This window comes from Rhodoferax sp., assembly GCF_023700745.1.
In the GTDB taxonomy this organism is placed as follows: domain Bacteria; phylum Pseudomonadota; class Gammaproteobacteria; order Burkholderiales; family Burkholderiaceae_C; genus Rhodoferax.
In genome coordinates, this window is the sequence record NZ_JAMPYG010000006.1 from 127914 (window position 1) to 153501 (window position 25588).

Annotated in this window: 24 protein-coding genes; 5 read left to right on the plus strand and 19 right to left on the minus strand. The window is 57.3% G+C overall.

Going from position 1 to position 25588, the window contains the following annotated elements; all coding sequences use genetic code 11:
• Positions 1-121: 121 nt before the first annotated feature.
• The 18 genes from accD to NDJ10_RS07550 all read right to left on the minus strand — a co-directional run bounded on the left by accD (position 122) and on the right by NDJ10_RS07550 (position 18107).
• Positions 122-994 (minus strand): acetyl-CoA carboxylase, carboxyltransferase subunit beta, encoded by an 873-nt coding sequence (gene accD / locus NDJ10_RS07465; protein WP_296160692.1) that lies wholly within the window; start codon positions 992-994, stop codon positions 122-124.
• Positions 995-1029: 35 nt separating this feature from the next.
• Positions 1030-1860 carry a tryptophan synthase subunit alpha gene (gene trpA / locus NDJ10_RS07470; RefSeq protein WP_296160694.1) on the minus strand — a complete coding sequence of 277 codons (831 nt, stop codon included), beginning with the start codon at positions 1858-1860 and terminating at the stop codon, positions 1030-1032.
• On the minus strand, positions 1857-3152 hold the full coding sequence (trpB, locus tag NDJ10_RS07475) for a tryptophan synthase subunit beta (protein WP_296160696.1): 1296 nt from the start codon (positions 3150-3152) through the stop codon (positions 1857-1859). The genes trpA and trpB overlap by 4 nt, the downstream gene beginning before the upstream one ends.
• Positions 3153-3155: 3 nt before the next feature.
• Positions 3156-3878: a phosphoribosylanthranilate isomerase gene (locus NDJ10_RS07480; RefSeq protein WP_296160698.1), complete on the minus strand. Its 723-nt coding sequence runs from the start codon at positions 3876-3878 to the stop codon at positions 3156-3158.
• A complete protein-coding gene (gene truA / locus NDJ10_RS07485; RefSeq protein WP_296160700.1) occupies positions 3875-4681 on the minus strand; it encodes a tRNA pseudouridine(38-40) synthase TruA in 807 nt (268 codons plus the stop codon). Before truA ends, NDJ10_RS07480 begins: the two co-directional genes overlap by 4 nt.
• 12 nt (positions 4682-4693) lie before the next feature.
• On the minus strand, positions 4694-6916 hold the full coding sequence (locus NDJ10_RS07490) for a FimV/HubP family polar landmark protein (protein WP_296160704.1): 2223 nt from the start codon (positions 6914-6916) through the stop codon (positions 4694-4696).
• Between the two features lie 323 nt (positions 6917-7239).
• The gene (asd, locus tag NDJ10_RS07495) at positions 7240-8403 is read right to left on the minus strand and encodes an aspartate-semialdehyde dehydrogenase (RefSeq protein ID WP_296160706.1); all 1164 of its coding nucleotides are present in this window, start codon (positions 8401-8403) and stop codon (positions 7240-7242) included.
• 31 nt (positions 8404-8434) lie between these two features.
• On the minus strand, positions 8435-9520 hold the full coding sequence (gene leuB, locus NDJ10_RS07500) for a 3-isopropylmalate dehydrogenase (RefSeq protein WP_296160709.1): 1086 nt from the start codon (positions 9518-9520) through the stop codon (positions 8435-8437).
• Positions 9521-9545: 25 nt separating this feature from the next.
• The gene (gene leuD, locus NDJ10_RS07505) at positions 9546-10196 is read right to left on the minus strand and encodes a 3-isopropylmalate dehydratase small subunit (RefSeq protein ID WP_296160711.1); all 651 of its coding nucleotides are present in this window, start codon (positions 10194-10196) and stop codon (positions 9546-9548) included.
• 8 nt (positions 10197-10204) lie between these two features.
• Positions 10205-10336, minus strand: a complete 132-nt coding sequence (locus tag NDJ10_RS07510; protein ID WP_296160713.1) for an entericidin A/B family lipoprotein — start codon at positions 10334-10336, stop codon at positions 10205-10207.
• 22 nt (positions 10337-10358) lie between these two features.
• Positions 10359-11807, minus strand: coding sequence for a 3-isopropylmalate dehydratase large subunit (gene leuC / locus NDJ10_RS07515; protein WP_296160715.1), 1449 nt, complete (start codon positions 11805-11807; stop codon positions 10359-10361).
• A 112-nt stretch (positions 11808-11919) separates the two neighbouring features.
• Positions 11920-13230 carry a citrate synthase gene (locus NDJ10_RS07520; RefSeq protein ID WP_296160718.1) on the minus strand — a complete coding sequence of 437 codons (1311 nt, stop codon included), beginning with the start codon at positions 13228-13230 and terminating at the stop codon, positions 11920-11922.
• Complete coding sequence (locus tag NDJ10_RS07525) at positions 13227-13538, minus strand: succinate dehydrogenase assembly factor 2 (RefSeq protein ID WP_296160720.1); 312 nt, start codon at positions 13536-13538, stop codon at positions 13227-13229. The genes NDJ10_RS07520 and NDJ10_RS07525 overlap by 4 nt, the downstream gene beginning before the upstream one ends.
• 10 nt (positions 13539-13548) lie before the next feature.
• On the minus strand, positions 13549-14253 hold the full coding sequence (locus NDJ10_RS07530) for a succinate dehydrogenase iron-sulfur subunit (protein ID WP_296160722.1): 705 nt from the start codon (positions 14251-14253) through the stop codon (positions 13549-13551).
• Positions 14254-14335: 82 nt separating this feature from the next.
• Positions 14336-16141 (minus strand): succinate dehydrogenase flavoprotein subunit, encoded by a 1806-nt coding sequence (sdhA, locus tag NDJ10_RS07535; protein ID WP_296160723.1) that lies wholly within the window; start codon positions 16139-16141, stop codon positions 14336-14338.
• Between the two features lie 86 nt (positions 16142-16227).
• Positions 16228-16593, minus strand: coding sequence for a succinate dehydrogenase, hydrophobic membrane anchor protein (gene sdhD / locus NDJ10_RS07540; protein ID WP_296160726.1), 366 nt, complete (start codon positions 16591-16593; stop codon positions 16228-16230).
• Between the two features lie 79 nt (positions 16594-16672).
• Positions 16673-17116: a succinate dehydrogenase, cytochrome b556 subunit gene (sdhC, locus tag NDJ10_RS07545; RefSeq protein ID WP_296160728.1), complete on the minus strand. Its 444-nt coding sequence runs from the start codon at positions 17114-17116 to the stop codon at positions 16673-16675.
• 187 nt (positions 17117-17303) lie between these two features.
• Entirely contained in the window at positions 17304-18107 is an 804-nt protein-coding gene (locus tag NDJ10_RS07550; RefSeq protein ID WP_296160732.1) for a GntR family transcriptional regulator, read from the minus strand.
• Positions 18108-18286: 179 nt separating this feature from the next.
• Here NDJ10_RS07550 and NDJ10_RS07555 point away from each other — a divergent pair, with 179 nt between their 5' ends.
• From NDJ10_RS07555 to NDJ10_RS07575, 5 genes are all read left to right on the plus strand, one after another.
• Entirely contained in the window at positions 18287-19273 is a 987-nt protein-coding gene (locus NDJ10_RS07555; RefSeq protein WP_296160733.1) for a malate dehydrogenase, read from the plus strand.
• Positions 19274-19294: 21 nt separating this feature from the next.
• Positions 19295-20341: an aldolase/citrate lyase family protein gene (locus tag NDJ10_RS07560; RefSeq protein WP_296160736.1), complete on the plus strand. Its 1047-nt coding sequence runs from the start codon at positions 19295-19297 to the stop codon at positions 20339-20341.
• Positions 20342-20438: 97 nt separating this feature from the next.
• The gene (gene acnB / locus NDJ10_RS07565) at positions 20439-23036 is read left to right on the plus strand and encodes a bifunctional aconitate hydratase 2/2-methylisocitrate dehydratase (protein WP_296160738.1); all 2598 of its coding nucleotides are present in this window, start codon (positions 20439-20441) and stop codon (positions 23034-23036) included.
• A gap of 162 nt (positions 23037-23198) precedes the next feature.
• Positions 23199-23846, plus strand: coding sequence for a DUF47 domain-containing protein (locus NDJ10_RS07570; RefSeq protein WP_296160740.1), 648 nt, complete (start codon positions 23199-23201; stop codon positions 23844-23846).
• Positions 23847-23866: 20 nt separating this feature from the next.
• Positions 23867-24877, plus strand: a complete 1011-nt coding sequence (locus NDJ10_RS07575) for an inorganic phosphate transporter (RefSeq protein WP_296160742.1) — start codon at positions 23867-23869, stop codon at positions 24875-24877.
• Positions 24878-24893: 16 nt separating this feature from the next.
• Here the strand turns inward: NDJ10_RS07575 and NDJ10_RS07580 are convergent, their stop codons facing one another.
• A complete protein-coding gene (locus NDJ10_RS07580) occupies positions 24894-25415 on the minus strand; it encodes a GNAT family N-acetyltransferase (protein ID WP_296160743.1) in 522 nt (173 codons plus the stop codon).
• Between the last annotated feature and the right edge of the window lie 173 nt (positions 25416-25588).

Here is a 25588-nt window from a genome sequence, read left to right on the forward strand (position 1 = left end):
TGCAATTTGGGGGTACATTTGGGGGTATTTTCTGCCACCGAACGCCAAAAAGCTAGGATTCATGAGGGTTACAGGTTGATTTTCGATTCCTGTCGGCGGGACCACATTCACACAGCAGCGCTCACGCCACCGCGTCCGCGCTCTGGCGCGTCAGCATGGCCAGCGTGTTGGCGATGGTCTTGCGCAATTCCCGGCGATCACAAATCAGGTCCACAGCGCCCTTGGTCTGCAGGAATTCAGCGCGCTGAAAACCTTCGGGCAGTTTGACGCGCACCGTCGATTCAATCACGCGCGGCCCGGCAAAACCGATCAGGGCCTTGGGTTCGGCAATCACCACATCACCCAGAAAGGCAAAACCGGCACTGACACCACCCATCGTCGGATCGGTCAGCACGCTGATGAATGGCAAGCCATTTTTGGCCAGGTGCGTGAGTGATGCATTGGTTTTTGCCATCTGCATCAGGCTCAGCAAACCTTCCTGCATGCGCGCACCACCGGTGGCGGTAAAACAGACAAACGGCACTTTTTGCTCAATGGCCGTGTGCACACCGCGCACAAAACGCTCACCCACCACCGAACCCATGCTGCCGCCCATGAATTCAAATTCAAAACAGGCCGCGACCAGACCGATTCCCAGCACCGATCCTCCGATGACCACCAGTGCGTCGGTTTCCCCGGTGTTTTCCAGCGCTTCTTTCAGGCGTTCGGGGTACTTGCGGCTGTCCTTGAACTTGAGCGCATCCACCGGTAACACTTCCTGGCCGATTTCATAGCGGCCCTCGTTGTCCAGAAAGAAATTCAACCGCGCCCGCGCCCCGATGCGGTGGTGGTGGCTACAACTTGGACACACATTCTGGTTTTGCTCGAGGTCGGTTTTGTAGAGCACCGTGTCACAGCTGGGGCATTTGATCCACAACCCGCCCGGCACGCTGCGGCGGTCTTCCGGATTGGTATGCTGGATTTTGGGGGGAAGCAGTTTTTCAAGCCAACTCATGGGGAATCCTTGTCAGTCTTTTGGAAAATGGCGAATTATGAATCGAGGGCGGAGCGGATCTCGCGCAGGAACTTTTCGGCCGTGACGGCCACCTGATCGCGCGGCTGCCCGTCAATGAGCTGGATGATACGACTGCCGATCACCACCGCATCTGCCACACGGCTGATGGCGCGGGCCGTGCTGGCGTCGCGGATGCCAAAACCCACACCCACCGGCACGCTAACATGCTGGCGAATGCGCGGCAGCATGGCCTCGACCGCGTCGGTGTCGAGCGCGCCCGAACCAGTAACACCTTTGAGCGACACGTAGTAAACATAGCCACTGGCAATGCGGGCCACCTGCTGCATGCGTTCGTCTGTTGAGGTTGGCGCCAGCAAAAAAATCAGATCCATCTGCTTTGCTTTGAGCTCGGCGGCAAACTCTTCACATTCTTCAGGCGGGTAGTCGACGATGAGCACACCGTCGACACCTGCCGCTGCGGCGTCCTGCACAAAGGCGCTGGTGCCTGCCTGGGTATCAGCCCGCCGGTGCTTTTGGCTGTAGCGCTCCACCGGGTTGGCGTAGCCCATCAGCACCACCGGTGTGCTGTTGTTGGTCTGACGGAATTCACGTACCATGGCCAGCACCTGTACCAGGCCGATCCCGGCAGCCAGCGCCTTGTCGCCGGCTTGCTGAATGACCGGGCCGTCAGCGCTGGGGTCGGAAAAAGGCACGCCGAGCTCGATCACGTCGGCGCCGCCCGCAACGAAAGCATGCATCAGCTCAGGGGTGACGTCGGCGTAGGGAAAACCGGCGGTGACAAACGGAATCAGCGCCTTGCGGCCCTGGGCTTGCAACCGGGTAAACGTAGCGGCAATGCGGCTCATTTGACAACCTTCACAATGGCTTCGTCCGCAGCCAGACCACCCTTGACGGACTGACCCTGGCAACTGGGACGACAGAAAAAATCGGCGTGACTCAGGTCGGCCACCGTGCCGATGTCCTTGTCACCGCGGCCCGACAGGTTGACCAGGATCGACTGGTCGGGTCGCATGGTTTTGGCCAGCTTCATGGCGTAGGCCACGGCGTGGCTGGATTCCAGCGCCGGAATGATGCCCTCGGTGCGGCACAGGTAGTGGAAGGCCTCCAGCGCCTCGGTGTCGGTGATGCCGACGTACTGGGCACGGCCAATGTCGTGCAGGTAAGCGTGTTCGGGGCCGACACCGGGGTAGTCGAGGCCGGCGCTGATGCTGTGCGTTTCAGTAACCTGGCCGTTGTCGTCCTGCAGCACATAGGTGCGGTTGCCGTGCAGCACGCCGGGGCTGCCACGCTGGATGGAGGCCGAGTGGCGGCCAGAGTCCATGCCTTCGCCTGCCGCCTCGACGCCAATCAGCTGCGTGGTTTCATGCGCAATGTAGGGGTAAAAAATGCCCATGGCATTGCTGCCGCCGCCGACGCATGCGACAACGGCATCCGGCTGACCGGTCTGACAGCCAGCGGCCTGCAGCATCTCGGGCATTTGCACCAGGCATTCCTTGCCGATGACACTTTGGAAATCGCGCACCATCATCGGGTAGGGGTGCGGGCCGGCCACGGTGCCGATGATGTAGAAGGTGCTGTCAACGTTGGCGACCCAGTCGCGCATGGCTTCGTTGAGCGCGTCCTTCAGTGTGCAACTGCCGCTGGTGACTGGCACCACGGTGGCGCCGAGCAATTTCATGCGGTAGACATTGGGGCTTTGGCGCTTGACGTCTTCGCTGCCCATGTAGACCACGCATTCGAGGCCGTAGCGCGCGCAGATGGTGGCGGTGGCCACGCCATGCTGGCCGGCGCCGGTTTCAGCAATGATGCGCGGCTTGCCCATGCGCTTGGCCAGCATGGCCTGGCCAATGGTGTTGTTGATCTTGTGCGCGCCGGTGTGATTGAGGTCTTCACGTTTCAGGAAAATTTGCGCCCCGCCCTGCTCCCGGCTCATACGCGCGGCATGGTAAACCGGGCTGGGGCGACCGACAAAATGCGCCAGCTCGTAGTTGAATTCAGCGACAAATTCAGGGTCGAACTGGTACCTGGCGTAAGCCGCCTTGAGCTCGTTGATGGCATGGGTCAGCGTCTCGGAGGCAAAACTGCCACCATAGATGCCGAAGTGACCGCGCAGGTCGGGTTGTTGGTAAGTAAACATGGGTTAGGGCCTGACTAAATTGAGTTGAAGGTCTGCCTGACGGACGGCGGCAACAAACTCACGGATTCTGAGGGGGTCCTTGATGCCTTTTTGTCCCGGCACCTCGACCCCGGAGCTGATGTCAACCGACAGCGTTTTGCAGCGCGGGCGCAGCTGCAGGATGCCGTCGATCACGTTGGCAGCGTTCAGCCCACCACTCAAGACGAGGTGAGCGTTGACGTTTGGAGGAAGCAGTGACCAATTGAATGCGTGCCCGCCGCCGCCATACCCGTCCACTTGCGCGTCGAGCAGGAGGCCTTGGGCCTGTGAATAATCTTGCGCGAATTTTAAGAGATCAAAGCCGCGGCCGGCTTCCCCCAGGGGAATTCGTGCCGCACGCAGGTACGGACGCTGGCACTGCACACTGGCGGCCCAGCAGGCTTGCGGCGATTCGTCACCATGGAATTGAAGGATGGCACCCGGCACCTGGGCGCTGGCAGCAGTGATGTTGGCCAGCGTTTCGTTGACAAACAGCAGCACCGGCGTGACGAAGGGCGGCAGTCGACGGGCCAGTTCTGCCGCACGCGCGGCAGCGACAGCGCGCGGGCTTTTGGTGTACAGCACAAAGCCCAGGGCATCAACGCCTGCGGCCACGGCAGCGTCGACATCAGCCTCGCGGGTGAGGCCGCAGATCTTGATGCGGGTGCGGTGCAGGCCCGGCAAGGCCGGTTCGACAGTCGGGTTCATGGCAATCCATCGAGCAAGAGGGAATCTTCGGGCAAACCCCATTGTGGGTCATAACGGGGCCCCAAAAAGTACAGGCCGTCGGGTGAAAACGTGGGCGCGGCGGCATCGCGGTCGCGCGCTTGCATGACCTGCTGCATCCATTCCACGGGCTGGCGCTGTTCGCCAATGTAGAGCAGGCAGCCCATGATGTTGCGGATCATGTGATGCAAAAACGCATTGGCCTCAAACTCGAAACGCCAATAGGCACCACGCCGGGAAATTCCAATGCGCAGCATGTTCTTGACGGGCGACAAAGCCTGACAGGCACTGGCCCGAAACGAGGTGAAATCATGCTCACCAATGAGTTGTTGCGCGGCCTGCTGCATCAGATCGATTTGCAGGGGGCGGTAGACCCAGCCCACCCGGCCCTGATCCAGACTGGGGCGCACCGGCGACTGCAACACCACATACACATAACGACGCGAGGTCGCACTGGCACGGCAGTGAAACGCCCTGGGCACCACCCTGGCCCACTGCACCGCGATGTCGCGTGGCAGCAAGGCGTTGGGGCCGCGCACCCAGGCGGCCTCAGGGCGATCCAGCGGGGTGTCGAAATGCACCACCTGCATCAGGCCGTGTACACCCGCATCCGTGCGGCCCGCGCACAGGGTGGAAACCCGGTGATTGGCAAAACGTGACAAGGCTTTTTCGAGTTGGTCCTGCACGGTTTGCCCGGACGGCTGGCTTTGCCAACCCTGGTAATGCCCGCCGTGGTAGCTGATCCCTAATGCGACACGGACAAGTGCGGGCGGCTCACGTCCCATCCGTGACGACCATCAAATTTGGCTCAGCACCAGTTGTGCCCGGGCCTTGAGGGGACCATCATCAGCCTCGTTGATAACCTGCTGAATCAATTCACGTGCACCTTCATCGTCACCATTTGCCCTGAATTCTTTGGCCAGTGCCAATTTAGATTCCAGCGCATCAGCATTGGTCATGAATGGCTGCTGGGTCGGCACGACATCATTGTCGTCCAGGTCAAGCGACAAATTGTCAAAGTCAAATTCCATCATGTCGAGGGGCTGGCTGGCAGCCGTCGGGGCGGTGGCTTCGCCCACTGGCCCGGAACTGGTTGAAGCCGTCTCCGGTTCTGGCAGAGAACTCTCTGCGATGACAGGCAGCGCTGACCCGGCAGATCCCGCCACATCAATCGGCTTCGGTTCATCCAGCGAAAAATCAAGATCAAAATCCAGATCCAGCGCATGGTCAGCCGCGGTGTCATGAATCCCGCTGAGCGCAACTTCCGTCGCACCCGCCGACGGGATAGCAGGCAGAGGTGGCATTGGCGATGCGGCCGTCTCGGCGACCGGTTGCCCTCCCGCCAGGTACATGGTGTTACCTGGTTCCAACACCAGCCCGGTCGTACAAATCTGAGCCCATTGAGGTGCGTTGTTTTTCAGCAGGGGATAAGCAAGGGCCGCCATGGCTGCATAAGATGCAGCATCCTCGCGTTTGGCATAGATGGCCAACAGTTTCTGATGAATCGCCAAGCGCTCAGGCTGCTTCCGCAGGGCTTCCTTCAAGATGTCCTCCGCCTGTTCGTCACGTCCGTAAGCCAGGTAAACATCGGCCTCAGTCAACGGGTCGGTATCTGTATCTTCTACCGCATCCAGCTGGCTGCTTGGGTACACCATCGCAGAACTTGTCACCGATGACTCTTGCGTGTCCACTTTCTGGCCACCACTGTTGCCAAAAAATGACTCGGCCTGAAAAGCACTTTCAATAAAGGAGTCATCGTCAGCTGCTGCTTGTTTCTGGCGTTGACGGACTTTGTAAAAACCCAAACCGGCCAGTAACGCCAGCAGGGAGGTGGCACTTGCCGGCAACAAGGGGTTGTCCATCAGCGCATCCAAGAAACTGGAGGCTGGCTCAGGCACGATGGCCGGGGGCATCGTTGCGAGTTTCGGAGAAACCGGCTTTTCAGCGCCAGGTGCCGAGACAGGTGCAACAGCCATCGGAGCTGCAGAGCCATTGGCTGTACCTGAAGCTGCACCAGCAGCAGCCAGGGATGCAGCTGTTTGCGCCAGTTGATTGAGTTCGCTGGTGTTTTGACTGATCTGTGCGGCCCGTTTGGCACTGTCTTCGGCATTGCGGTCCAAAGCCAGTTGTTCGAGGTCCGTCGTGCTTTGAACCGACCCCTTGGACAAGGTCAGCTTGTCGGGTATTTGTGCTGCCGGTTTTTTGTCTTCCACCGTGGCCTTGATGGTACCGCTGACGTTGCGCTCGGCAGGAGCCAGATCAGTCACATTCGCGTTGTTGGCAAGCGAAAGCCGGTAACGATTGAAGTCCTGGCTCTGCGCTGTGATGATTTGGCTGGCTTGGGTTGCAGAAACCACCGTGGCCTGCTTTTCAGTGGGCAGCGCCAGGATAGCGCCAGCTTTGATACGGTTGACATTGCCCTCAATAAAAGCATTGGGGTTGCCGCGCTGCATGGCCACCAGCATTTGATCCAAGGACACATTGGACACCATGTGGGTCCTGGCAATTTTGCTGGCGGTATCGCCCGCTCGCACCGTCACCTTTTTACTCGCGTTGCTGGCCACCGCCGGCGCAGATTTAGGCTCAACGGCGACTGCGGGTTGGCGCCTTTCAGGCGGACTTGCCTGTGGTGCAGAACGCGGCGGCAGAGCCTGCCGGGGCACGGTCACGGATGATGGTGCGGCAAGGGGCGCAGGCAAAGTTGAAGTCAGTGGCTGCGCCATCGGCGTCGGACGCATATTGGGTGGATCAAACAGCATGGTGTAGTTGCGAACCACGCGGCCGCTATGCCAACCGGCATCCAGGATCAGGTCCACAAATGGCTCCTGAACCAATCGATCGTTGCTCAGGCGCAAGTAGGTACGGCCATCAGGTCGTTTTTGCAACACCATCCTGAGGCCGGTCAGAACCGGGCTGTAATCAAGCCCTGCAGACCTGAAATTTGCCGGCGAAGCAACTTGAACCTTGAGCGAGGCCGCCTCTTCCGCATTGATATCCGGAATGTCAATTTCAGCATTCAAAGGCTCACCCAAAGCAGATTGAACGGTGATTCGTCCAAGCGACAGGGCCAGCGCATTGGTTCCACTCAAAGCCAAAAGCGTTGCAAACGTCACGGCCTTGAGTTCCCATCGACAGGACTTAACAATCAATTTTTACTCCAGTTTTCAACCCGTAAAAGACAGGAACACGCCCAAGCCTCAATGCCCTTAAATGACACACGCCGATATGCGCTCAGCGGTATGGACACAGGGGCTGTCAGCTGGCGATTCTATAGGGTGAAATGAGCTCCCGGGTGGCCTTCAGATGCATCCCATGTCTTTCATGCAGGTGCATCTGACACCGTTCAGGCTTGCAGCAAGATTCGCAACATCCGACGCAAGGGCTCGGCGGCACCCCACAGCAGCTGATCACCAATAGTAAAGGCACCCACGTACTCGGGCCCCATGGCCAGCTTGCGGATACGGCCCACAGGAATGCTCAGGGTACCAGTGACCGCCACCGGCGTCAGGTCCTTGACCGTTGCTTCACGGGTGTTGGGCACCACCTTGACCCATTCGTTGTCGGCAGCGAGCAGGGCTTCGATATCTGCCGAAGGCACGTTTTTCTTGAGTTTGAAGGTGAGCGCCTGGCTGTGGCAGCGCATGGCTCCGACACGCACGCAGAAACCATCCACGGGCGTCTCGGCGCTGCCAAAAACCGCGCCCTGGCCCAATATCTTGTTGGTCTCGGCCATACCCTTCCATTCTTCGCGCGACATGCCCCAGCCGGGCTCGTCCGACTGCTTGCCCAGCCCGAGGTCTTTGTCGATCCAGGGAATCAGCGAGCCCCCCAGCGGAACGCCAAAGTTGGCCGTCTCGCTGGCGCTCAGGGCGCGCTGCTTGGCGATCACCTTGCGGTCAATTTCCAGAATGGCGGACTTGGGGTCGTCGAGCAAGGCCTTGACTTCGGCATTGAGGGTGCCGAACTGCGTCAGCAACTCGCGCATGTGCTGGGCACCGCCACCGCTGGCCGCTTGATAAGTCTGGGTGCTCATCCACTCGACCAGGCCCGCCTTGTACAGGGCGCCAACACCCATCAGCATGCAGCTCACCGTGCAGTTGCCGCCAATCCAGTTGTTACCACCCTTTTTCAGGGCGGTCTGGATGACCGGCAGGTTGACCGGATCCAGGATGATGATGGCATCGTCTTTCATGCGCAGCGTTGACGCTGCGTCGATCCAGTGACCGGTCCAGCCCGCGGCGCGCAATTTCGGGAAAACCTCGGTGGTGTAGTCACCACCCTGGGCACTGATGATGATGTCGCATTTTTTGAGCGCGTCAATATCAAACGCATCTTTCAGCGTGGTCTCATTCTTGGCCCATGACGGTGCCGCACCGCCCGCGTTGGAAGTGGAAAAAAACACTGGCTCGATCAGGGCGAAATCTCCCTCGGACTGCATCCGGTCCATCAACACCGAGCCCACCATGCCACGCCAGCCCACCAAACCAACCAAGTTACCAACTTTCATCACGCATCCTTTTCAGATCAATTAAATAGTTTTACTGCAATGCCCTGACCACCGCGTCACCCATCTCACGGGTGCTGACGCGGGTGCTGCCCGCACTGAAGATGTCGGCCGTGCGCAAGCCTTGGGCCAGCACCGCCTTGACGGCAGCTTCAATGCGGCCAGCCGCCTCCGCCTGGTCCAGGCTGAAGCGCAGCATCATGGCCGCGCTCAAAATGGTCGCCAACGGATTGGCAATGCCCTTGCCGGCAATGTCGGGCGCGCTGCCATGGCTCGGCTCGAACAGGCCCTGGCTATTGGCATTCATGGAGGCCGAAGGCAACATGCCGATCGAACCCGTCAGCATGGAGGCTTCATCACTCAGGATGTCACCAAACATGTTGCCGGTGACTACCACGTCGAATTTCTTGGGCGCCCGCACCAGTTGCATGGCGGCATTGTCGACATACATGTGGTCCAGCGCAATATCGGGGTATTGGAGGCCGACCTCGGTGACGATGTCTTTCCAGAACTGGAAGGTTTCCAGCACGTTGGCCTTGTCAACACTGGTGACACGCCCTTCTGAACCGGCAGCCTTGCGCGTGCGGGCCGCCTGGAATGCCACATGGGCAATGCGTTCGATCTCGGGACGGCTGTAGCGCATGGTGTCAAAGGCTTCTTCGGCACCGGGGAAATGTCCGTCAGTGGCAATGCGTCGGCCGCGCGGCTGCCCAAAGTAGATATCGCCGGTCAATTCGCGAATGATCAGGATATCCAGACCCGCAATCAGTTCCGGTTTGAGACTGGACGCATTCACCAGTTCTTCGTAACAAATTGCCGGACGGAAATTGGCAAACAGGCCAAGATGCTTGCGCAGGCCCAGAATAGCCTGTTCCGGACGCAACGGGCGGTCGAGTGTGTCATATTTCCAGTCACCAACAGCGCCAAACAGGATGGCATCAGCCTCTTTGGCCAGGTTCAGGGTGGACTCGGGCAAAGGATGACCATGGGCTTCATAGCCAGCACCGCCGACCAGTGCAGTCTCCATTTCAAAACGTAAATCCAGGGCTTGAAGGACCTTGACGGCCTCGGCCACAATTTCGGTACCAATTCCGTCGCCGGGTAAAACTGCAATTTTCATGGTTGTGATGAATGATTTGAATAACTTAGGCCAGCATGCTATGCGCCAACCAGGGCTTTTGCGCCAGGCGTTCGGCCTCGAAGGCCTTGATTTTGTCGGCATGGCGCAAGGTCAGGCCGATGTCGTCGAGACCGTTGAGCAAACAGTATTTGCGGAAGGCCTGCACCTCGAACGGTAGTTCCTCACCGTTGGGTTTGATCACCCGCTGGCGTTCCAGGTCAATGGTCAGGGCATAGCCTGGGAAAGCCGCCACGTCGTCAAACAATTGCGCCACCTGGACTTCAGTCAGCACAATGGGCAGCAAGCCATTCTTGAAACTGTTGTTGAAGAAGATGTCGGCATAGCTGGGGGCAATGATGGCGCGAAAACCAAACTGGTCCAGTGCCCAGGGGGCATGCTCACGGGAGGAACCACAACCAAAGTTCTTGCGCGCCAGCAAAATGGAGGCACCCTGGAAACGCGGCTGATTCAGGACAAAGTCCGGGTTGGGTTTGCGACTGGCAGGGTCTTGTCCGGGGTAGCCCGCATCCAGATAGCGCCACTCGTCAAACAGATTTTGACCAAAGCCGGTTTTTCGGATCGATTTGAGGAACTGCTTGGGAATGATGGCATCGGTATCCACATTTTCCCGATCCATCGGGGCAACCAGACCTTTGAGCAAGGTGAATTTTTGCATGGTTTGTCCTATTTCTTTTTGACGGCATCTTCGATGGTTTCACCTGCTTTTTGCAGGTCCTGACCTACGCCTTTGACGGTATTGCAGCCGACCAGAGCCAGCAGCGCGGCAGCGATCAACAAAGCGGTCGATGATTTCATGGTGGTGTCCTTGAGGCGTAGGTTAGACAATTTTGCGCACGTCAACAAAATGACCATAGATGGCTGCTGCTGCTGCCATCGCAGGGCTGACCAGATGGGTGCGGCCCCCGGCACCCTGACGGCCTTCAAAGTTGCGGTTGCTGGTGGAAGCGCAACGTTCTCCGGGCTCCAGCCGGTCGGCATTCATGGCCAGACACATGGAACAACCGGGCTCACGCCACTCAAAACCAGCGGCACGAAATATCTCGTGCAGACCCTCACGCTCCGCCTGCGCCTTGACCAGACCGGAGCCCGGCACCACCATCGCCAGCCGGATGTTGGGTGCCACTTTGCGACCCAGTGTCTTCACGATGGCGGCCGCTTCACGCATGTCTTCAATCCGGCTGTTGGTGCAGGAGCCAATAAATACCTTGTCCACGTACAGGTCGTTGAGCGCTTTGCCCGGTTCCAGCCCCATGTAGGCCAAGGCACGTTCGATGGCGCCGCGCTTGCTGGCATCTTTTTCGCGTTCGGGATCAGGAACCCGCTCATCAATGCCCAACACCATCTCGGGCGAGGTGCCCCAAGTGACCTGGGGCACCAGCTGCGAGGCATCAATGTCGACCACGGCGTCAAAGTGAGCATCTGCATCCGAATGCAGCGTTTTCCAATAGGCCACCGCCTGTTCCCACTCCACGGCTGCGGCCGGCTCATTGGGCGCGTCGTAGCCTGGGGCAAGAGGTCGACCTTTCACATACTGAATGGTTTTTTCATCCACGGCCACCAAACCTGCACGGGCACCGGCTTCGATCGCCATGTTGCAAACGGTCATGCGCCCCTCCATGCTTAGTGCACGGATGGCAGCACCGCCGAACTCAATGGTGTAGCCGGTACCGCCAGCCGTGCCAATTTTCCCGATCACCGCCAGCACAATATCCTTGCCGGTACAGCCGCGCGGCAAAACACCCCCGACCCGCACCAGCATGTTCTTGGCTTTTTTGGCCAGCAGCGTTTGCGTGGCCATGACGTGCTCGACCTCGCTGGTGCCAATGCCGTGCGCCAAAGCACCGAAAGCGCCATGGGTGGAGGTGTGCGAATCGCCGCAGACCACCGTCATGCCGGGCAGCGTGGCACCGTTTTCCGGGCCAATCACATGGACGATGCCCTGGCGCCGCGACATGAACGGGAAATAGGCAGCCGCACCATATTCCTTGATGTTGGCGTCCAGCGTCAAAACCTGTTCTTTGCTGGTGGGGTCGGTGATGCCGTCATAGCCCAGCTCCCAGCCGGTGGTGGGGGTATTGTGGTCTGCCGTGGCCACGATCGAACTGATACGCCAGACGGGTCGTTTGGACTGCCGCAGACCCTCGAACGCCTGCGGGCTGGTGACTTCGTGTACCAGATGGCGATCGATGTAGAGCAGTGCGGTGCCGTCTTCTTCGGTATGGACGACGTGTTCGTCCCAGAGTTTGTCGTAAAGGGTGCGTCCCATGTGGTTTCCTCGGTGAATTGCAGATTTTAAACGGCTGAGACGCCGTCCATCATGACCGTAAAAAAACCCGCCGCTGTTGCCAGTCGGCGGGTTTTCGGGAACGCAGGTTTATTTAGCGTTCAGCCACGGGCAAAACTTTACGAGTCACTGCACCTGTGAACAACTGGCGCGGACGGCCGATCTTGTATTCGGGGTCGCTGATCATTTCGTTGAGCTGGGCGATCCAGCCAACGGTACGTGCCAGTGAAAAGACACCGGTAAACAGGTTGACAGGGATGCCGATGGCGCGCTGGACGATACCAGAATAAAAATCAACGTTCGGGTAGAGCTTGCGCGACACAAAGTAATCGTCTTCGAGGGCAATTTTCTCAACTTCCTTGGCCAGTTTGAACAAGGGGTCATTTTCCAACCCGAGTTCTTGCAGCACCTCGTTGCAGGTTTCCTGCATCAGGGTGGCGCGTGGGTCGTAGTTTTTGTAAACCCGATGACCGAAGCCCATCAGCTTGACACCGGAGTTCTTGTCCTTGACCTGCTCCATGAATTCACCCACCTTGGCAACACCACCCTGGCGCTGAATGTCTTCCAGCATATTCAGGCAGGCTTCATTGGCGCCGCCGTGGGCCGGACCCCAGAGGCAGGCCACACCCGCCGCAATCGCCGCAAACGGGTTGGTGCCGGACGAGCCGCACAGGCGCACAGTCGAGGTGGAAGCATTCTGCTCGTGGTCAGCATGCAAAATGAAGATGCGGTCCAGGGCGCGCTCCAGCACCGGGTTGACAACATACTCTTCGCACGGTGTACCGAACATCATGCGCAGGAAGTTGCCAGCGTAGCTGAGGTCATTCTGCGGGTACATGTAGGGCTGACCAATACCGTACTTGTAGGCCATGGCCACCAACGTGGGCATTTTGGCAATCAGGCGAATGGCTGAAATTTCCCGATGCGCGGGGTTGTTGATGTCGGTGCTGTCATGGTAAAAGGCCGACAGGGCACCCACCAGGCCGGTCAGCACCGCCATCGGGTGTGCATCGCGGCGGAAACCACGCAGGAAAAATTGCATCTGCTCGTTGACCATCGTGTGGTTGATGACGAGCTTGTGGAAGTCCTGGCGCTCTTGCAGGTTGGGCAATTCACCCTTGAGCAACAAATGGCAGGTATCGAGGTAATCGCACTGCGTTGCCAATTGCTCGATGGGATAGCCACGGTACAGGAGTTCGCCCTTGTCACCATCAATGTAGGTGATGGCCGACTGGCACGACGCCGTTGACAAAAAACCCGGGTCATAAGTGAACATCCCGCTTTGGCCATAGAGCTTGCGAATATCGATCACATCCGGACCTACGGTACCCTGGTAAACCGGCAAGTCGACACTTGGAGTGCCGTTACTGAACGACAGGGTGGCTTTATTTTCAGCTAGCTTCATAGTGACCTTTCAGGTGGTTTTTTTAACATACTTAAAACTTCGCAAACTTCGTCCTGAACCAGATTGGCATCCAGTTGCGCCAAAGTTTTGCGCCCAAGGTGCAAATCCAGCAGGTCTGAATCGCTTAAATCCATTAGAACGTTCAGACCTTGCGCCTGCTTGACGGTGAGCGTGGATTCGAATCGCTTGAAGAAACGCTCGATGAAAATATCGTTTTCGAGCAGACCCCGGCGGCAGCGCCACTTGAGTTTGCTCAGCACTCTTTCATCGATCAAGGCGTCGCCTGTCTCCATGCCAGTGGTGTCCATCAGTGCCGCATCAGATGGCGCGACGCACCATCAGTTCCTTGATCTTGCCAATCGCCTTGGTCGGGTTCAGGCCTTTCGGGCAGACATCCACGCAGTTCATGATGGTGGTGCAGCGGAACAAACGGTAGGGATCTTCCAGATTGTCCAGACGCTCACTGGTGGCTTCATCACGGCTGTCAGCAATAAAGCGGTAGGCTTGCAACAAACCTGCCGGGCCGACAAATTTGTCTGGATTCCACCAGAACACAGGGCAGCTGGTGGAGCAACTGGCGCACAAAATACACTCGTAGAGGCCGTTGAGTTCTTCACGCTCTTCCGGGCTTTGGAGGCGCTCTTTTTCTGGTGGCCGGGTGTCGTTGACAAGGTAAGGTTTGATCGAGTGGTACTGCTTGAAAAACAGCGTCATGTCGACGATCAGGTCACGCACCACAGGCAGGCCAGGCAGCGGCTTGAGCACGATGGTATCGGGCAGCGTCAGCATGTTGACCAGACAGGCCAAGCCATTTTTGCCATTGATGTTCATGGCGTCCGAGCCACAAATACCTTCACGGCACGAACGTCGGTAAGACAGTGTTGGATCGATCGCTTTCAGCTTGGTCAAAACATCGAGCAACATGCGCTCACTGCCATCAAGTTCAATCTCGATGGTCTGCATATACGGCTTGACATCGGTGTCGGGGTTGTAGCGATAAATTTGAATAGTACGTTTAGCCATGATTTTCTTCCTTGGATGCAGGCACGCTTGAAGATCGGTCTTGCAAGATATCGATGAGGGTCAAAGGCAGCAAAGCCGAACTTTAGAAGGTACGGATTTTGGGTGGCACGGAAGCCACTGTCAGCGGCTTGAGGTTAACCGGCTTGTAACTCAGGCTGTTGGTCGCTTTGTCCCACAAGGTGTGCTTGAGCCAATTGACATCGTCCCGACCCAGCGGGCACGTCGGGTCATCGGCAGGCCGGTCGTAATCCGCCACACTGTGGGCACCACGGCATTCATGCCGTGCGGCTGCCGACACCATGGTTGACTGCGCGACTTCAATCATGTTCTCAACTTCGAGTGCCTCGATGCGCTCGGTATTGAAAATTTGTGACTTGTCGGTCAATTTGATATCAGTGACACGCTGACGCAATTGGGCAATCTTGGCAACTCCCTCGTCCATGCTGGCCTGGGTCCGGAACACGCTGGCGTGTTGTTGCATGATGTCGCGCATGTCGTTGGCGACAACCTGTGCATATTCGCCCGTCGTAGCCGAATTCAGCCGGTCCAGACGCTCCAGGGAAATGTCGGCAGCGTTGGCCGGCAGCTCTTTGTGCTCCTTGTTTTTCTCATTGAAGTCAATGATATGCAAGCCTGCGGCACGACCAAAAACCACGATATCCAGCAAGGAGTTGGTACCCAACCGATTGGCACCATGCACACTGACACAGGCGCACTCGCCGACGGCGTACAAACCGTTGACAACTTCCTGTGCGCCACTGCTGCCAGGAACAACAACCTGGCCGTAGATGTTGCTGGGGATACCGCCCATCTGGTAGTGGTTGGTCGGGATCACCGGAATGGGTTCTTTGGTGATGTCCACATTGGCAAAGTTATGGCCGATTTCAAACACACTCGGCAAGCGAAGGGCGATCGTCTCGGCACCCAGATGCGTCATGTCCAGGTTGATGTAGTCCTTTTTAGGTCCGCAACCGCGTCCTTCCTTGATTTCCTGGTCCATGCAACGCGACACGAAATCACGTGGTGCCAGGTCTTTCATCGTAGGTGCATAGCGCTCCATGAAGCGTTCACCGTTGCTGTTGCGCAGTATGGCGCCTTCACCACGGCAACCCTCTGTCAACAGCACGCCTGCACCGGCCACACCAGTCGGGTGAAACTGCCAGAACTCCATATCCTGCAGCGGAATATTGGCGCGTGCGGCCATGCCCAAACCATCACCCGTGTTGATGTAGGCATTGGTTGATGCCGCAAAGATGCGGCCTGCGCCGCCAGAAGCCATCATCACGCTTTTGGCCTGCAGAATGTGGACTTCACCGGTTTCCATCTCCAGTGCCGTGACGCCGACAACATCGCCATCGGCATCGCGAATCAAATCCAGTGCCATCCATTCGACAAAGAAATTGGTTCTGGCCTTGACGTTTTGCTGGTAAAGGGTGTGCAGCATGGCATGGCCGGTACGGTCCGCTGCAGCGCAGGCGCGCTGCACCGGTTTTTCACCGTAATTGCTGGAATGGCCACCAAAAGGACGCTGGTAAATGGTGCCATCGGGATTGCGGTCAAACGGCATGCCGAAGTGTTCCAGCTCATAGACCACCTTGGGTGCCTCACGGCACATGAACTCGATCGCATCCTGGTCACCCAGCCAGTCAGATCCCTTGATGGTGTCGTAAAAATGGTAATGCCAGTTGTCCTCGGCCATGTTGCCCAGACTGGCGCCGATGCCACCCTGGGCCGCAACGGTGTGAGATCGTGTGGGAAACACCTTGGACAGCACGGCGACATTCAGGCCGGCATTGGCCAGTTGCAGCGAAGCACTCATGCCAGCGCCGCCAGCACCGATGATGACGACGTCAAATTTACGCTTTTGAAGTTTGGAGGTTGCAGTCATGGTAATTGTTTTGTCTTGATGATTGGGTACAGCACACTCTGACGATTGACCGGGTGCGCAATGACTTCCTTGTTGGAAAGAAAGGTTTACAAGCGCCACAGCGCTTCAATAGCGCCACCGGTGCAGGCGATCAGCCAGGCAATGGCAAACACGTGCATGACGAAACGCACCCAATAGGGTTTGACGTAATCCTGAAAAATGTTGCGCATGCCAACCCAGACGTGGTAAAGCATGGAAAGAATGACCAGAAAGGTCAGCGACTTCATCCATTGCGGCGAAAAAATGCCAGCCCACAGCTCATAGCCGATCGGACCCTTGCTGAAAATCAGTTGCGCCAGCACCAGCACAGTGAACAAGGCCATGATGACAGCGGTGACGCGTTGTGACAGCCAGTCGCGCATGCCGTAGTGGGCACCAACAACCAGACGATGGGATCCGAAATTAACAGACATATTCAAACTCCTTTTTTAATCAATTCAGAACAGCGCTTGCACAACGCAGCTGGCAGCAGTCTGTCCGGGGACATTCGGTTTAATAAAGACCAAAAAGCTTGGCACCCAACACCAGTGTCAACGAGAGAGTGAGCACCAGAACAACCGCAGCGGTTTGCCGACCAAAATCCTTGGTCACGTGTTCGTGGTGGGTATCCATCCAGAGGTGGCGCATGCCGGCGATAAAGTGGTGCAGACTGGCCCAGATGATGGCCAAAACCACGAGCTTCCAGATAAAGCCGGGCAAACCCAGCATACCCTCATTAAAGGCTGCCTTGAATTTCAAAAAAGAAATTTCTGAAGAAATGGAGTTGTCAAACATCCAGATGATGAAAGGCATCAGGAAAAACAGAATGGCACCACTGACACGGTGCATGCCTGAAGCAATGGATGCCAGCGGCCATCGGTAGCTGATCAGGGATTTGCCATCAATGTTGTAGAACTCGGGACGTTTTTTTGCTGTGCTGGCCGCTGATTCAGACATACGATGCTTTCATGGTTGGGGGTAACAACGTGGTAACCCTGAGTAAATGGATAACTTACAAATTCTATTGCAATGCGTCAAGCGCCGAAGCCATCATTCGTTTGATGTCAGTCAACACTTTGTCTTCTTTTACCAGAATGACACGTCAAACGGACTTCAAGCTGACATCCGGCTAAAAAACTATTCATCAACCCAGCGCGTTATGGTAGTGATGGGTGTCGGTTCGGTAATAACCCCGACGCAGTTCCATAGGCTCATCACGATAGGTATAGGCGACACGTTCAACGCTCAACAAGGGGGTGCCGAGCGCCACGTTCAGGTGCTGCACATGCAATTGCGTTGCGGCAATGGCACGTATTTTTTCTTCGGCACGCACCATGCGGACATTGAATTCGGTCTCAAACAAGGCGTACATGGGCCCCTGGTAATTGGCCAGCTGCTCGGCGGTCAAGCCTTTGAACGGCGCTGCTGGCAACCAGATATCTTCCAGAATGATGGGGACCCCACCAAAGCTGAGCACCCGCCTGGCCTGCAGGACCGTATCACCGTGGCGCAAGGCCAATGCCCGCGCCACATCGGCAGCGGCGCGACTGCGCTTGCATTCAATGATGTCGCGCTGTGCCGGACCTTCACTGCCCCGGGTCCCACTGTCAGGCACTAATTTGAGAAACCTGAATTGCACCTGTTGCTCGGCATGGGTGGAGACAAAAGTGCCCTTGCCCTGACGCCGCAAAAGTAAATTCTCGGCAGCCAACTCATCAATCGCCTTGCGCACCGTGCCTTGACTTACATGGAAGCGCCCCGCCAGATCCATTTCACTGGGAATCATTTCACCAGGCTTCCATTCACCCACACGCAGACTGTTGAGGATCAACCCCTTGATCTGCTGGTACAGCGGACTGAATGCCGGTGTTGCCGAGGAGGCCTGTGAAATGGCGGACTCCGGTGACGTCAAGACGGGCTCAATGACAGGTTCAGGAAAGGTTTGCATGTTGTATTTGTCTCGATTTGCGGCATTGCCATTTTGCTCGAATCATATCTTATATAAGACATAAGACAAATTGACAACTCAGGGTTTTCCAGAGTACACTTCGCACGCTAAGGGGCTGGCCATGTCCTGTTTGCCCTACGCCCACTGAATTTTTACCTCAACCTTTTGGAGATTCCACCATGAGCAAAAAACCCGTCCGTGTAGCCGTTACTGGTGCCGCAGGTCAAATTGGTTACGCCATCCTGTTTCGTATCGCTTCAGGTGAAATGCTCGGCAAGGATCAGCCCATCGTTTTGAGCCTGCTGGAAGTCCCCGTTGAGAAAGCACAACAAGCCTTGCAAGGCGTGATGATGGAATTGCAGGATTGCGCATTCCCATTGCTGGTTGGCATGGAAGCCCACAGTGACCCCATGACCGCTTTCAAGGACGTGGATTACGCCTTGCTGATTGGTTCACGTCCCCGTGGCCCGGGCATGGAACGCGCAGAATTGCTGGCTGTGAATGCTGAAATTTTCACCGCCCAGGGCAAGGCCCTGAATGCCGTGGCCAGCCGCGATGTGCGCGTCCTGGTGGTGGGCAATCCTGCCAACACCAACGCCTACATTGCCATGAAGAGCGCACCCGATCTGCCACGCAAGAACTTCACCGCCATGCTGCGTCTGGACCACAACCGTGCCTTGAGCCAACTGGCCTCCAAGATCGGCAAAGCAGTCGCTGACATCGAAAAAATGGCAGTTTGGGGTAACCACTCGCCCACCATGTACGCCGACTACCGTTTTGCCACCATCAATGGCGAAAGCGTCAAGGACATGATCAACGACGCCGACTGGAACGCCAACACATTCCTGCCCACCGTCGGCAAGCGTGGCGCCGCCATCATTGCCGCGCGCGGCGTGTCGTCGGCTGCCTCGGCTGCCAACGCAGCGATCGACCACATGCGCGACTGGGCTTTGGGCACCAACGGCAAATGGGTCACCATGGGTATACCTTCCAATGGCGAGTATGGCATTCCGAAAGACACCATGTTCGGTTTTCCGGTGACCTGTGCTGGCGGCGAGTACAAGTTGGTCGAAGGTTTGTCGGTCGACGCGTTCAGCCAGGAATGCATCAACAAAACACTCAAAGAACTGCAGGACGAGCAGGCCGGCGTAGCCCACCTGTTGTAAATCCAGTTCAAAGTCAGGCTCGTGACCTCTCCACACGACGCATTACTGGGCCCGGCAGCGGTGGCACCGCTGCCAGTGTGCGACCACTATTGTGGCATCCAGTCGCGCATGGTCAAAAGTCTGGCTTTGCAAACCGAGCTGGCGCAAGAACTGGGTACTTGTGCGTTTGATGTGACACTCGATTGCGAAGATGGTGCGCCCGTGGGCGGCGCGCAGGACCATGCGCAAATGGTCGCTGAGCTGGCTACCAACGCATGGGCTGCCAGCCAGAAGCAGCCGCCCCAGAGTCGCCCCAGAGTTGCGGCCCGGGTGCATCCGGTTGACCACCCCGCGTTTGCGCAGGATGTAGCGACCATCATCGGGCGCTCTGCGCAGGCCCTGTGCCATGTCATGATCCCCAAAGTGGACACCGTAGCAGACATCGAGCACGCCCTGACCCACATTGATCAAGCGCTGAAAACCAACGGTCGTACCACACCCTTGCCAATACATGTGCTGATCGAATCACCGCTGGCGGTACACCACGTGGCGACCATTGCCGCGCACCCCCGCGTTGAATCACTCAGTTTTGGCCTGATGGACTATGTTTCGGCCCATGGTGGTGCGATTCCTGCAAGCGCCATGAGTACGTCGGAACTCAGTCGGCCCGAAGACCTCGACCAGTTCAGCCACCCCTTGGTGTTGCGTGCCAAGTTGGCGATCACTGCAGCATGTCATGCCTTTGGCAAGACAGCCTCTCATTGCGTGGTGACCGAGTTTAAAAACATTGCAAAATTGGAAGCTGCAGCCAGGTACGCCAGTCGTGCTCTGGGCTTTGGCCGCATGTGGAGCATCCACCCGGATCAGATTCGCCCCATTCTGGCGGCCTTTGCGCCAGCAGCCAATGAAGTGGACCAGGCCAGTCGCATTGTTTGTGCTGCGCACGCTGCCGACTGGGCGCCCATTTCAATCGAAGGTCATTTGCATGACCGTGCCAGTTACCGCTATTTTTGGCAGGTGCTGGTGCGTGCCCACCAAACCGCCAGGTTGCCAGCCCATGATCCCGCCCAGGTTTTTTTCTCTGCCTGATGATCAAACCGCTCCTTTTTGCCCCCTGTCTGTCACTCGTGACAGACACTTGTCCTGTTACCGCTGATTGTATTTTTTGATTGATAAGGAGTTGACCATGTTGCAAGCCTACCGCGCCCACGTCGCCGAACGCGCCGTTCTCGGCATCCCCGCACTGCCCTTGACGGCCCAGCAAACCGCTGAGTTGATCGAACTGCTCAAGAACCCGCCCCAGGGTGAAGAAGCCACGCTGCTGGAGCTGATCACGCACCGCGTCCCCGCCGGTGTGGATGATGCAGCCAAGGTCAAGGCCAGCTACCTGGCTGCCGTAGCACACGGCACCGAAAAGTGCACGCTCATCAGCCGTGAAAAAGCCACCGAATTGCTCGGCACCATGCTGGGTGGCTACAACCTGACGCCCTTGATCGATTTGCTTGACGACGCTGCAGTTGCAGGCGTGGCGGCTGACGCCCTGAAGAAAACCCTGTTGATGTTCGACCAGTTCCATGATGTCAAGGAAAAGGCAGATCAAGGCAACGCGCACGCCAAAGCCGTGCTGCAAAGCTGGGCCGATGCCGAGTGGTTCACCAGCCGCCCCGAAGTGCCGCAAAGCATCACGCTGACCGTGCTCAAGGTCACGGGCGAAACCAATACCGATGACCTGTCACCGGCACCTGACGCCTGGAGCCGCCCGGACATTCCGCTGCACGCTCTGGCCATGCTGAAAAACAAGCGTGACGGCATCACGCCCGAGGAAGACGGCAAGCGCGGCCCAGTCAAGTTCATCGAAGACTTGCGCGCCCGTGGCAACCTGGTCGCCTACGTGGGTGACGTGGTCGGCACCGGCTCCAGCCGCAAGTCGGCCACCAACAGCGTACTCTGGTTCACCGGGGAAGACATCCCGTTTGTGCCAAACAAGCGTTTTGGCGGTGTCTGCCTAGGCGCCAAGATTGCCCCCATTTTCTACAACACTATGGAAGATGCCGGGGCCCTGCCGATCGAACTCGACGTGAGCCAGATGAACATGGGCGACACCATTGAACTGCGCCCCTATGAGGGCAAAGCCCTGAAAGACGGCAAAGTCATTGCCGAGTTCAAGCTCAAGAGCGAGGTGTTGTTTGACGAAGTGCGCGCCGGCGGACGCATTCCCTTGATCATTGGCCGCGGCCTGACCGCCAAGGCGCGCGAGGCCCTGGGTCTGCCGGTGTCGACCCTGTTCCGCCTGCCGCAAAACCCCAAAGCCACAGGCAAGGGTTTCACCCTGGCGCAAAAAATGGTTGGTCGCGCCTGCGGCTTGCCCGAAGGTCAGGGCGTGTTGCCGGGCACCTACTGCGAACCCAAAATGACCAGTGTCGGCTCGCAGGACACCACCGGCCCAATGACGCGTGACGAGTTGAAAGACCTGGCCTGCCTGGGCTTCAGCGCTGACCTGGTGATGCAATCCTTCTGCCACACTGCGGCTTACCCCAAGCCGGTGGACGTGAAAATGCACCACGAGTTGCCCGAGTTCATCAGCAACCGCGGCGGCATTCCGCTGCGTCCGGGCGACGGCATCATCCACAGCTGGCTCAACCGCATGCTGTTGCCCGACACCGTGGGCACCGGCGGCGACAGCCATACCCGCTTCCCCATCGGCATCAGCTTCCCCGCAGGTTCCGGCCTGGTGGCGTTTGGCGCGGCCACGGGCGTCATGCCGCTCGACATGCCCGAGAGCGTGCTGGTACGCTTCAAAGGCCAGATGCAGCCCGGCGTCACGCTGCGTGACCTGGTCAACGCCATCCCCTTGTACGCCATCAAGTCCGGCGAACTCACCGTGGCCAAACAGGGCAAGAAAAACGTGTTCTCCGGCCGCATTCTTGAAATTGAAGGTTTGCCCGACCTCAAGGTCGAGCAAGCCTTCGAGCTAAGTGACGCGTCGGCTGAGCGCAGTGCCGCCGGTTGCACCGTGCACCTGAACAAAGAACCCATCATCGAGTACATCAACAGCAACATCGTGATGTTGAAGTGGATGATTGCCAATGGCTACTCGGATGTGCGCACCATCAACCGCCGCATCAAGGCCATGGAAGCCTGGCTGGCCAAACCAGATTTGCTCAAGGCCGACGCAGATGCCGAATACGCCAGCGTGATCGAAATCGACCTGGCTGACATTCATGAACCGATCGTGGCCTGCCCGAACGACCCGGACGACGTGAAAACCCTGTCCGACGTGGCCGGCGCCAAAATCGACGAGGTATTCATCGGTTCCTGCATGACCAACATTGGCCACTTCCGCGCCGCCTCCAAGTTGCTGGAAAACAAGCGTGACATCCCGGTCAAGCTGTGGATGGCACCGCCCACCAAGATGGATGCCAAACAACTCACCGAAGAAGGCCATTACGGCGTGCTGGGTTCTGCTGGTGCCCGCATGGAAATGCCGGGCTGCAGCCTGTGCATGGGCAACCAGGCGCAGGTCAAGGAAGGCGCGACCGTGTTCTCCACTTCCACCCGCAACTTCCCGAACCGCTTGGGCAAAAACAGCAATGTCTACCTGGGTAGCGCCGAACTGGCCGCCATCTGCTCGAAGCTGGGCCGGATTCCGACCAAGGAAGAATACATGGCCGACATGGGTGTCTTGACAGCGGCCAGCAGCAAAATCTACCAATACCTGAACTTCGACAAGGTACAGGATTACACCGACGCAGCGGCGTCTGTGAAAGATACTGCCGCGGTCTAAATGACCTTGAGGAGCTGGCATCTGAATGATGCCGGCCAGTTTTAAAACGCCTCGCAGTTGCAGCTGCGAGGCGTTTTTGTTTCTGGCGTTGACTGGCTGACAGTTAAACTCATGCCCATCATCAAACCGTCATGGTATTGAAATATTCCCAAGGAGTTCCCCGTGTTTTTTGGCAAACTGCTTCCACGCGACACCAATTTTTTCAAACTATTCAACCAACACGCCAACCATATCGTCGAGGCAGCTTATGCATTTTCCAAGCTCGTTGCCAATTACAACGATCTGACCCTGCGAGAAAAATACCACCGTGAAGTAAACCATGCCGAGGGCGCTGCAGACCGCATCACCCATGAGGTCAATAAAGCCCTCCACAAGACCTTCATCACACCTATCGATCGGGAACAAATCCACAGCCTGATCAACACCATGGATGATGTGGCCGACCTGATTCAGGATTCTGCCGAGACCATGGCCTTGTATGACATACACCACATGACCGATGAGATCAGCCGGCTCACCGATCTGAGCGTGAAATGCTGTGAGCGTGTCCGTGATGCGGTGCAATTGCTGAGCAAAATAGCCGATGCCTCCACCGCCGATGCCGCACTGAAAACCTGCGACGAAATTGACAAGCTGGAAAGCGATGCCGACCGGGTCATGCGCACCGCCATGAGCAAATTGTTTCGTGAAGAGCCTGATGTCCGCGAACTCATCAAACTCAAAGCCATTTACGAATTGCTGGAGACCATAACTGACCGCTGTGAAGACGTGGCCAACCTGATCGAGGGTGTTGTCCTCGAGAACTCCTGATTGGCACGAGGCTCAGAACTATGGAAACTGTACAAACCGCGTTATGGGTGGTAGTTGTTCTGGTATTGATGGCCATTATTTTTGACTTCATGAACGGCTTTCACGATGCCGCCAACTCCATTGCCACCGTGGTCTCCACGGGCGTCCTCAAACCAGGCCAAGCCGTTGTTTTTGCTGCATTTTTCAATGTAATAGCCATTTTTGTTTTTCATTTGAGTGTGGCGGCCACAGTAGGTAAAGGCATCGTATTGCCAGGCGTAGTGGACACCCATGTCGTATTTGGTGCTTTGGTAGGCGCCATTACCTGGAATTTCATCACCTGGTATTACGGCATCCCCAGCAGTTCTTCACACGCCTTGATTGGCGGCATTGTGGGTGCGGCCATTGCCAAGGCGGGTGTCGATTCCCTGATTTCTGCCGGCATCCTGAAAACGGTGCTATTTATTTTTGTTTCTCCCCTGCTGGGTTTTTTACTGGGATCCGCCATGATGATTCTGGTGTCGTGGAGTTTTCGCAATTTCCGGCCCCTCAAGGTTGACAAATGGTTCAGACGTTGGCAATTGGTATCCGCTGGGGCTTACAGCCTGGGCCATGGCGGCAATGATGCCCAAAAAACCATCGGCATCATCTGGATGTTGTTGATCGCCACCGGCTATACCAACGTGGCAGACCAGAGTCCACCGACCTGGGTCATTTTGATCTGCTACTCGGCCATTGGCTTGGGCACCATGTTTGGTGGCTGGCGGATTGTGAAAACCATGGGGCAAAAAATCACCAAACTCAAACCGGTTGGTGGTTTTTGCGCCGAAACCGGCGGCGCCATCACCTTATTTCTGGCCACTGCACTGGGTGTACCTGTCTCGACCACGCACACCATCACCGGTGCGATTGTGGGCGTGGGTGCCACGAGGCGTGCCAGCGCCGTGCGCTGGGGCGTCGCCGGCAACATCATCTGGGCCTGGATTCTGACCATTCCGGCCAGTGCGTTTGTCGCTGCGGTGGCTTACTGGATCAGTTTGCAAGTGTTTTGATGCGCTTTGTCCCGTGTCATAACGGGGCAGCGCTATCGCCCAGGCCCAAGGCCTTGTCCATCAGCACCACATCCAGCCAGCGCTCGAACTTCCATCCGCATGACTTGAGTGTGCCGACATGGCCAAAGCCAGCGCTTTGGTGGACACCAATGGAACCCAGGTTATTGGAGTCTCCAATCACGGCAATCAGTTTGCGCACGCCGGCACGCTCGGCCTGACTGATCAGTTCGGCCAGCAATGAACGACCCAACCCCTGCCCCATCGCGGTTGGGGCAAGATAAATGGAATCTTCTGCCGAATACCGGTAAGCGGGGCGAGGTTTGAACCAGTTGCAATAGGCGAATCCCAGCACCTGAGGGCCCTCCACCGCGACCAAATACGGCAAATTCCTGCCCAAGACATCTGCCCGCCGCTGTGCCATGTCCGCCTCAGTGGGCGGATCGACCTCGAAAGTTCCTGTGCCATGCAACACATGGTGGGCATAAATGGCTGTAATTTGTGCAATGTCGCTGAATTGGCCGGGACGAATAATGGGCATGGTAGTGAAGAACGATATAATGTGCGGCTGTCTGGCGTGTCGCATAACCGGGTGGTTATGTCGCGTGTCTCAAACGCCAGGTTAAATGCCAATTTTCGTGGAAGTTATTCCACTTCCCCAAAGGATACATCATGGTCGTCATTCGACTCGCCCGTGGCGGTGCAAAAGCTCGC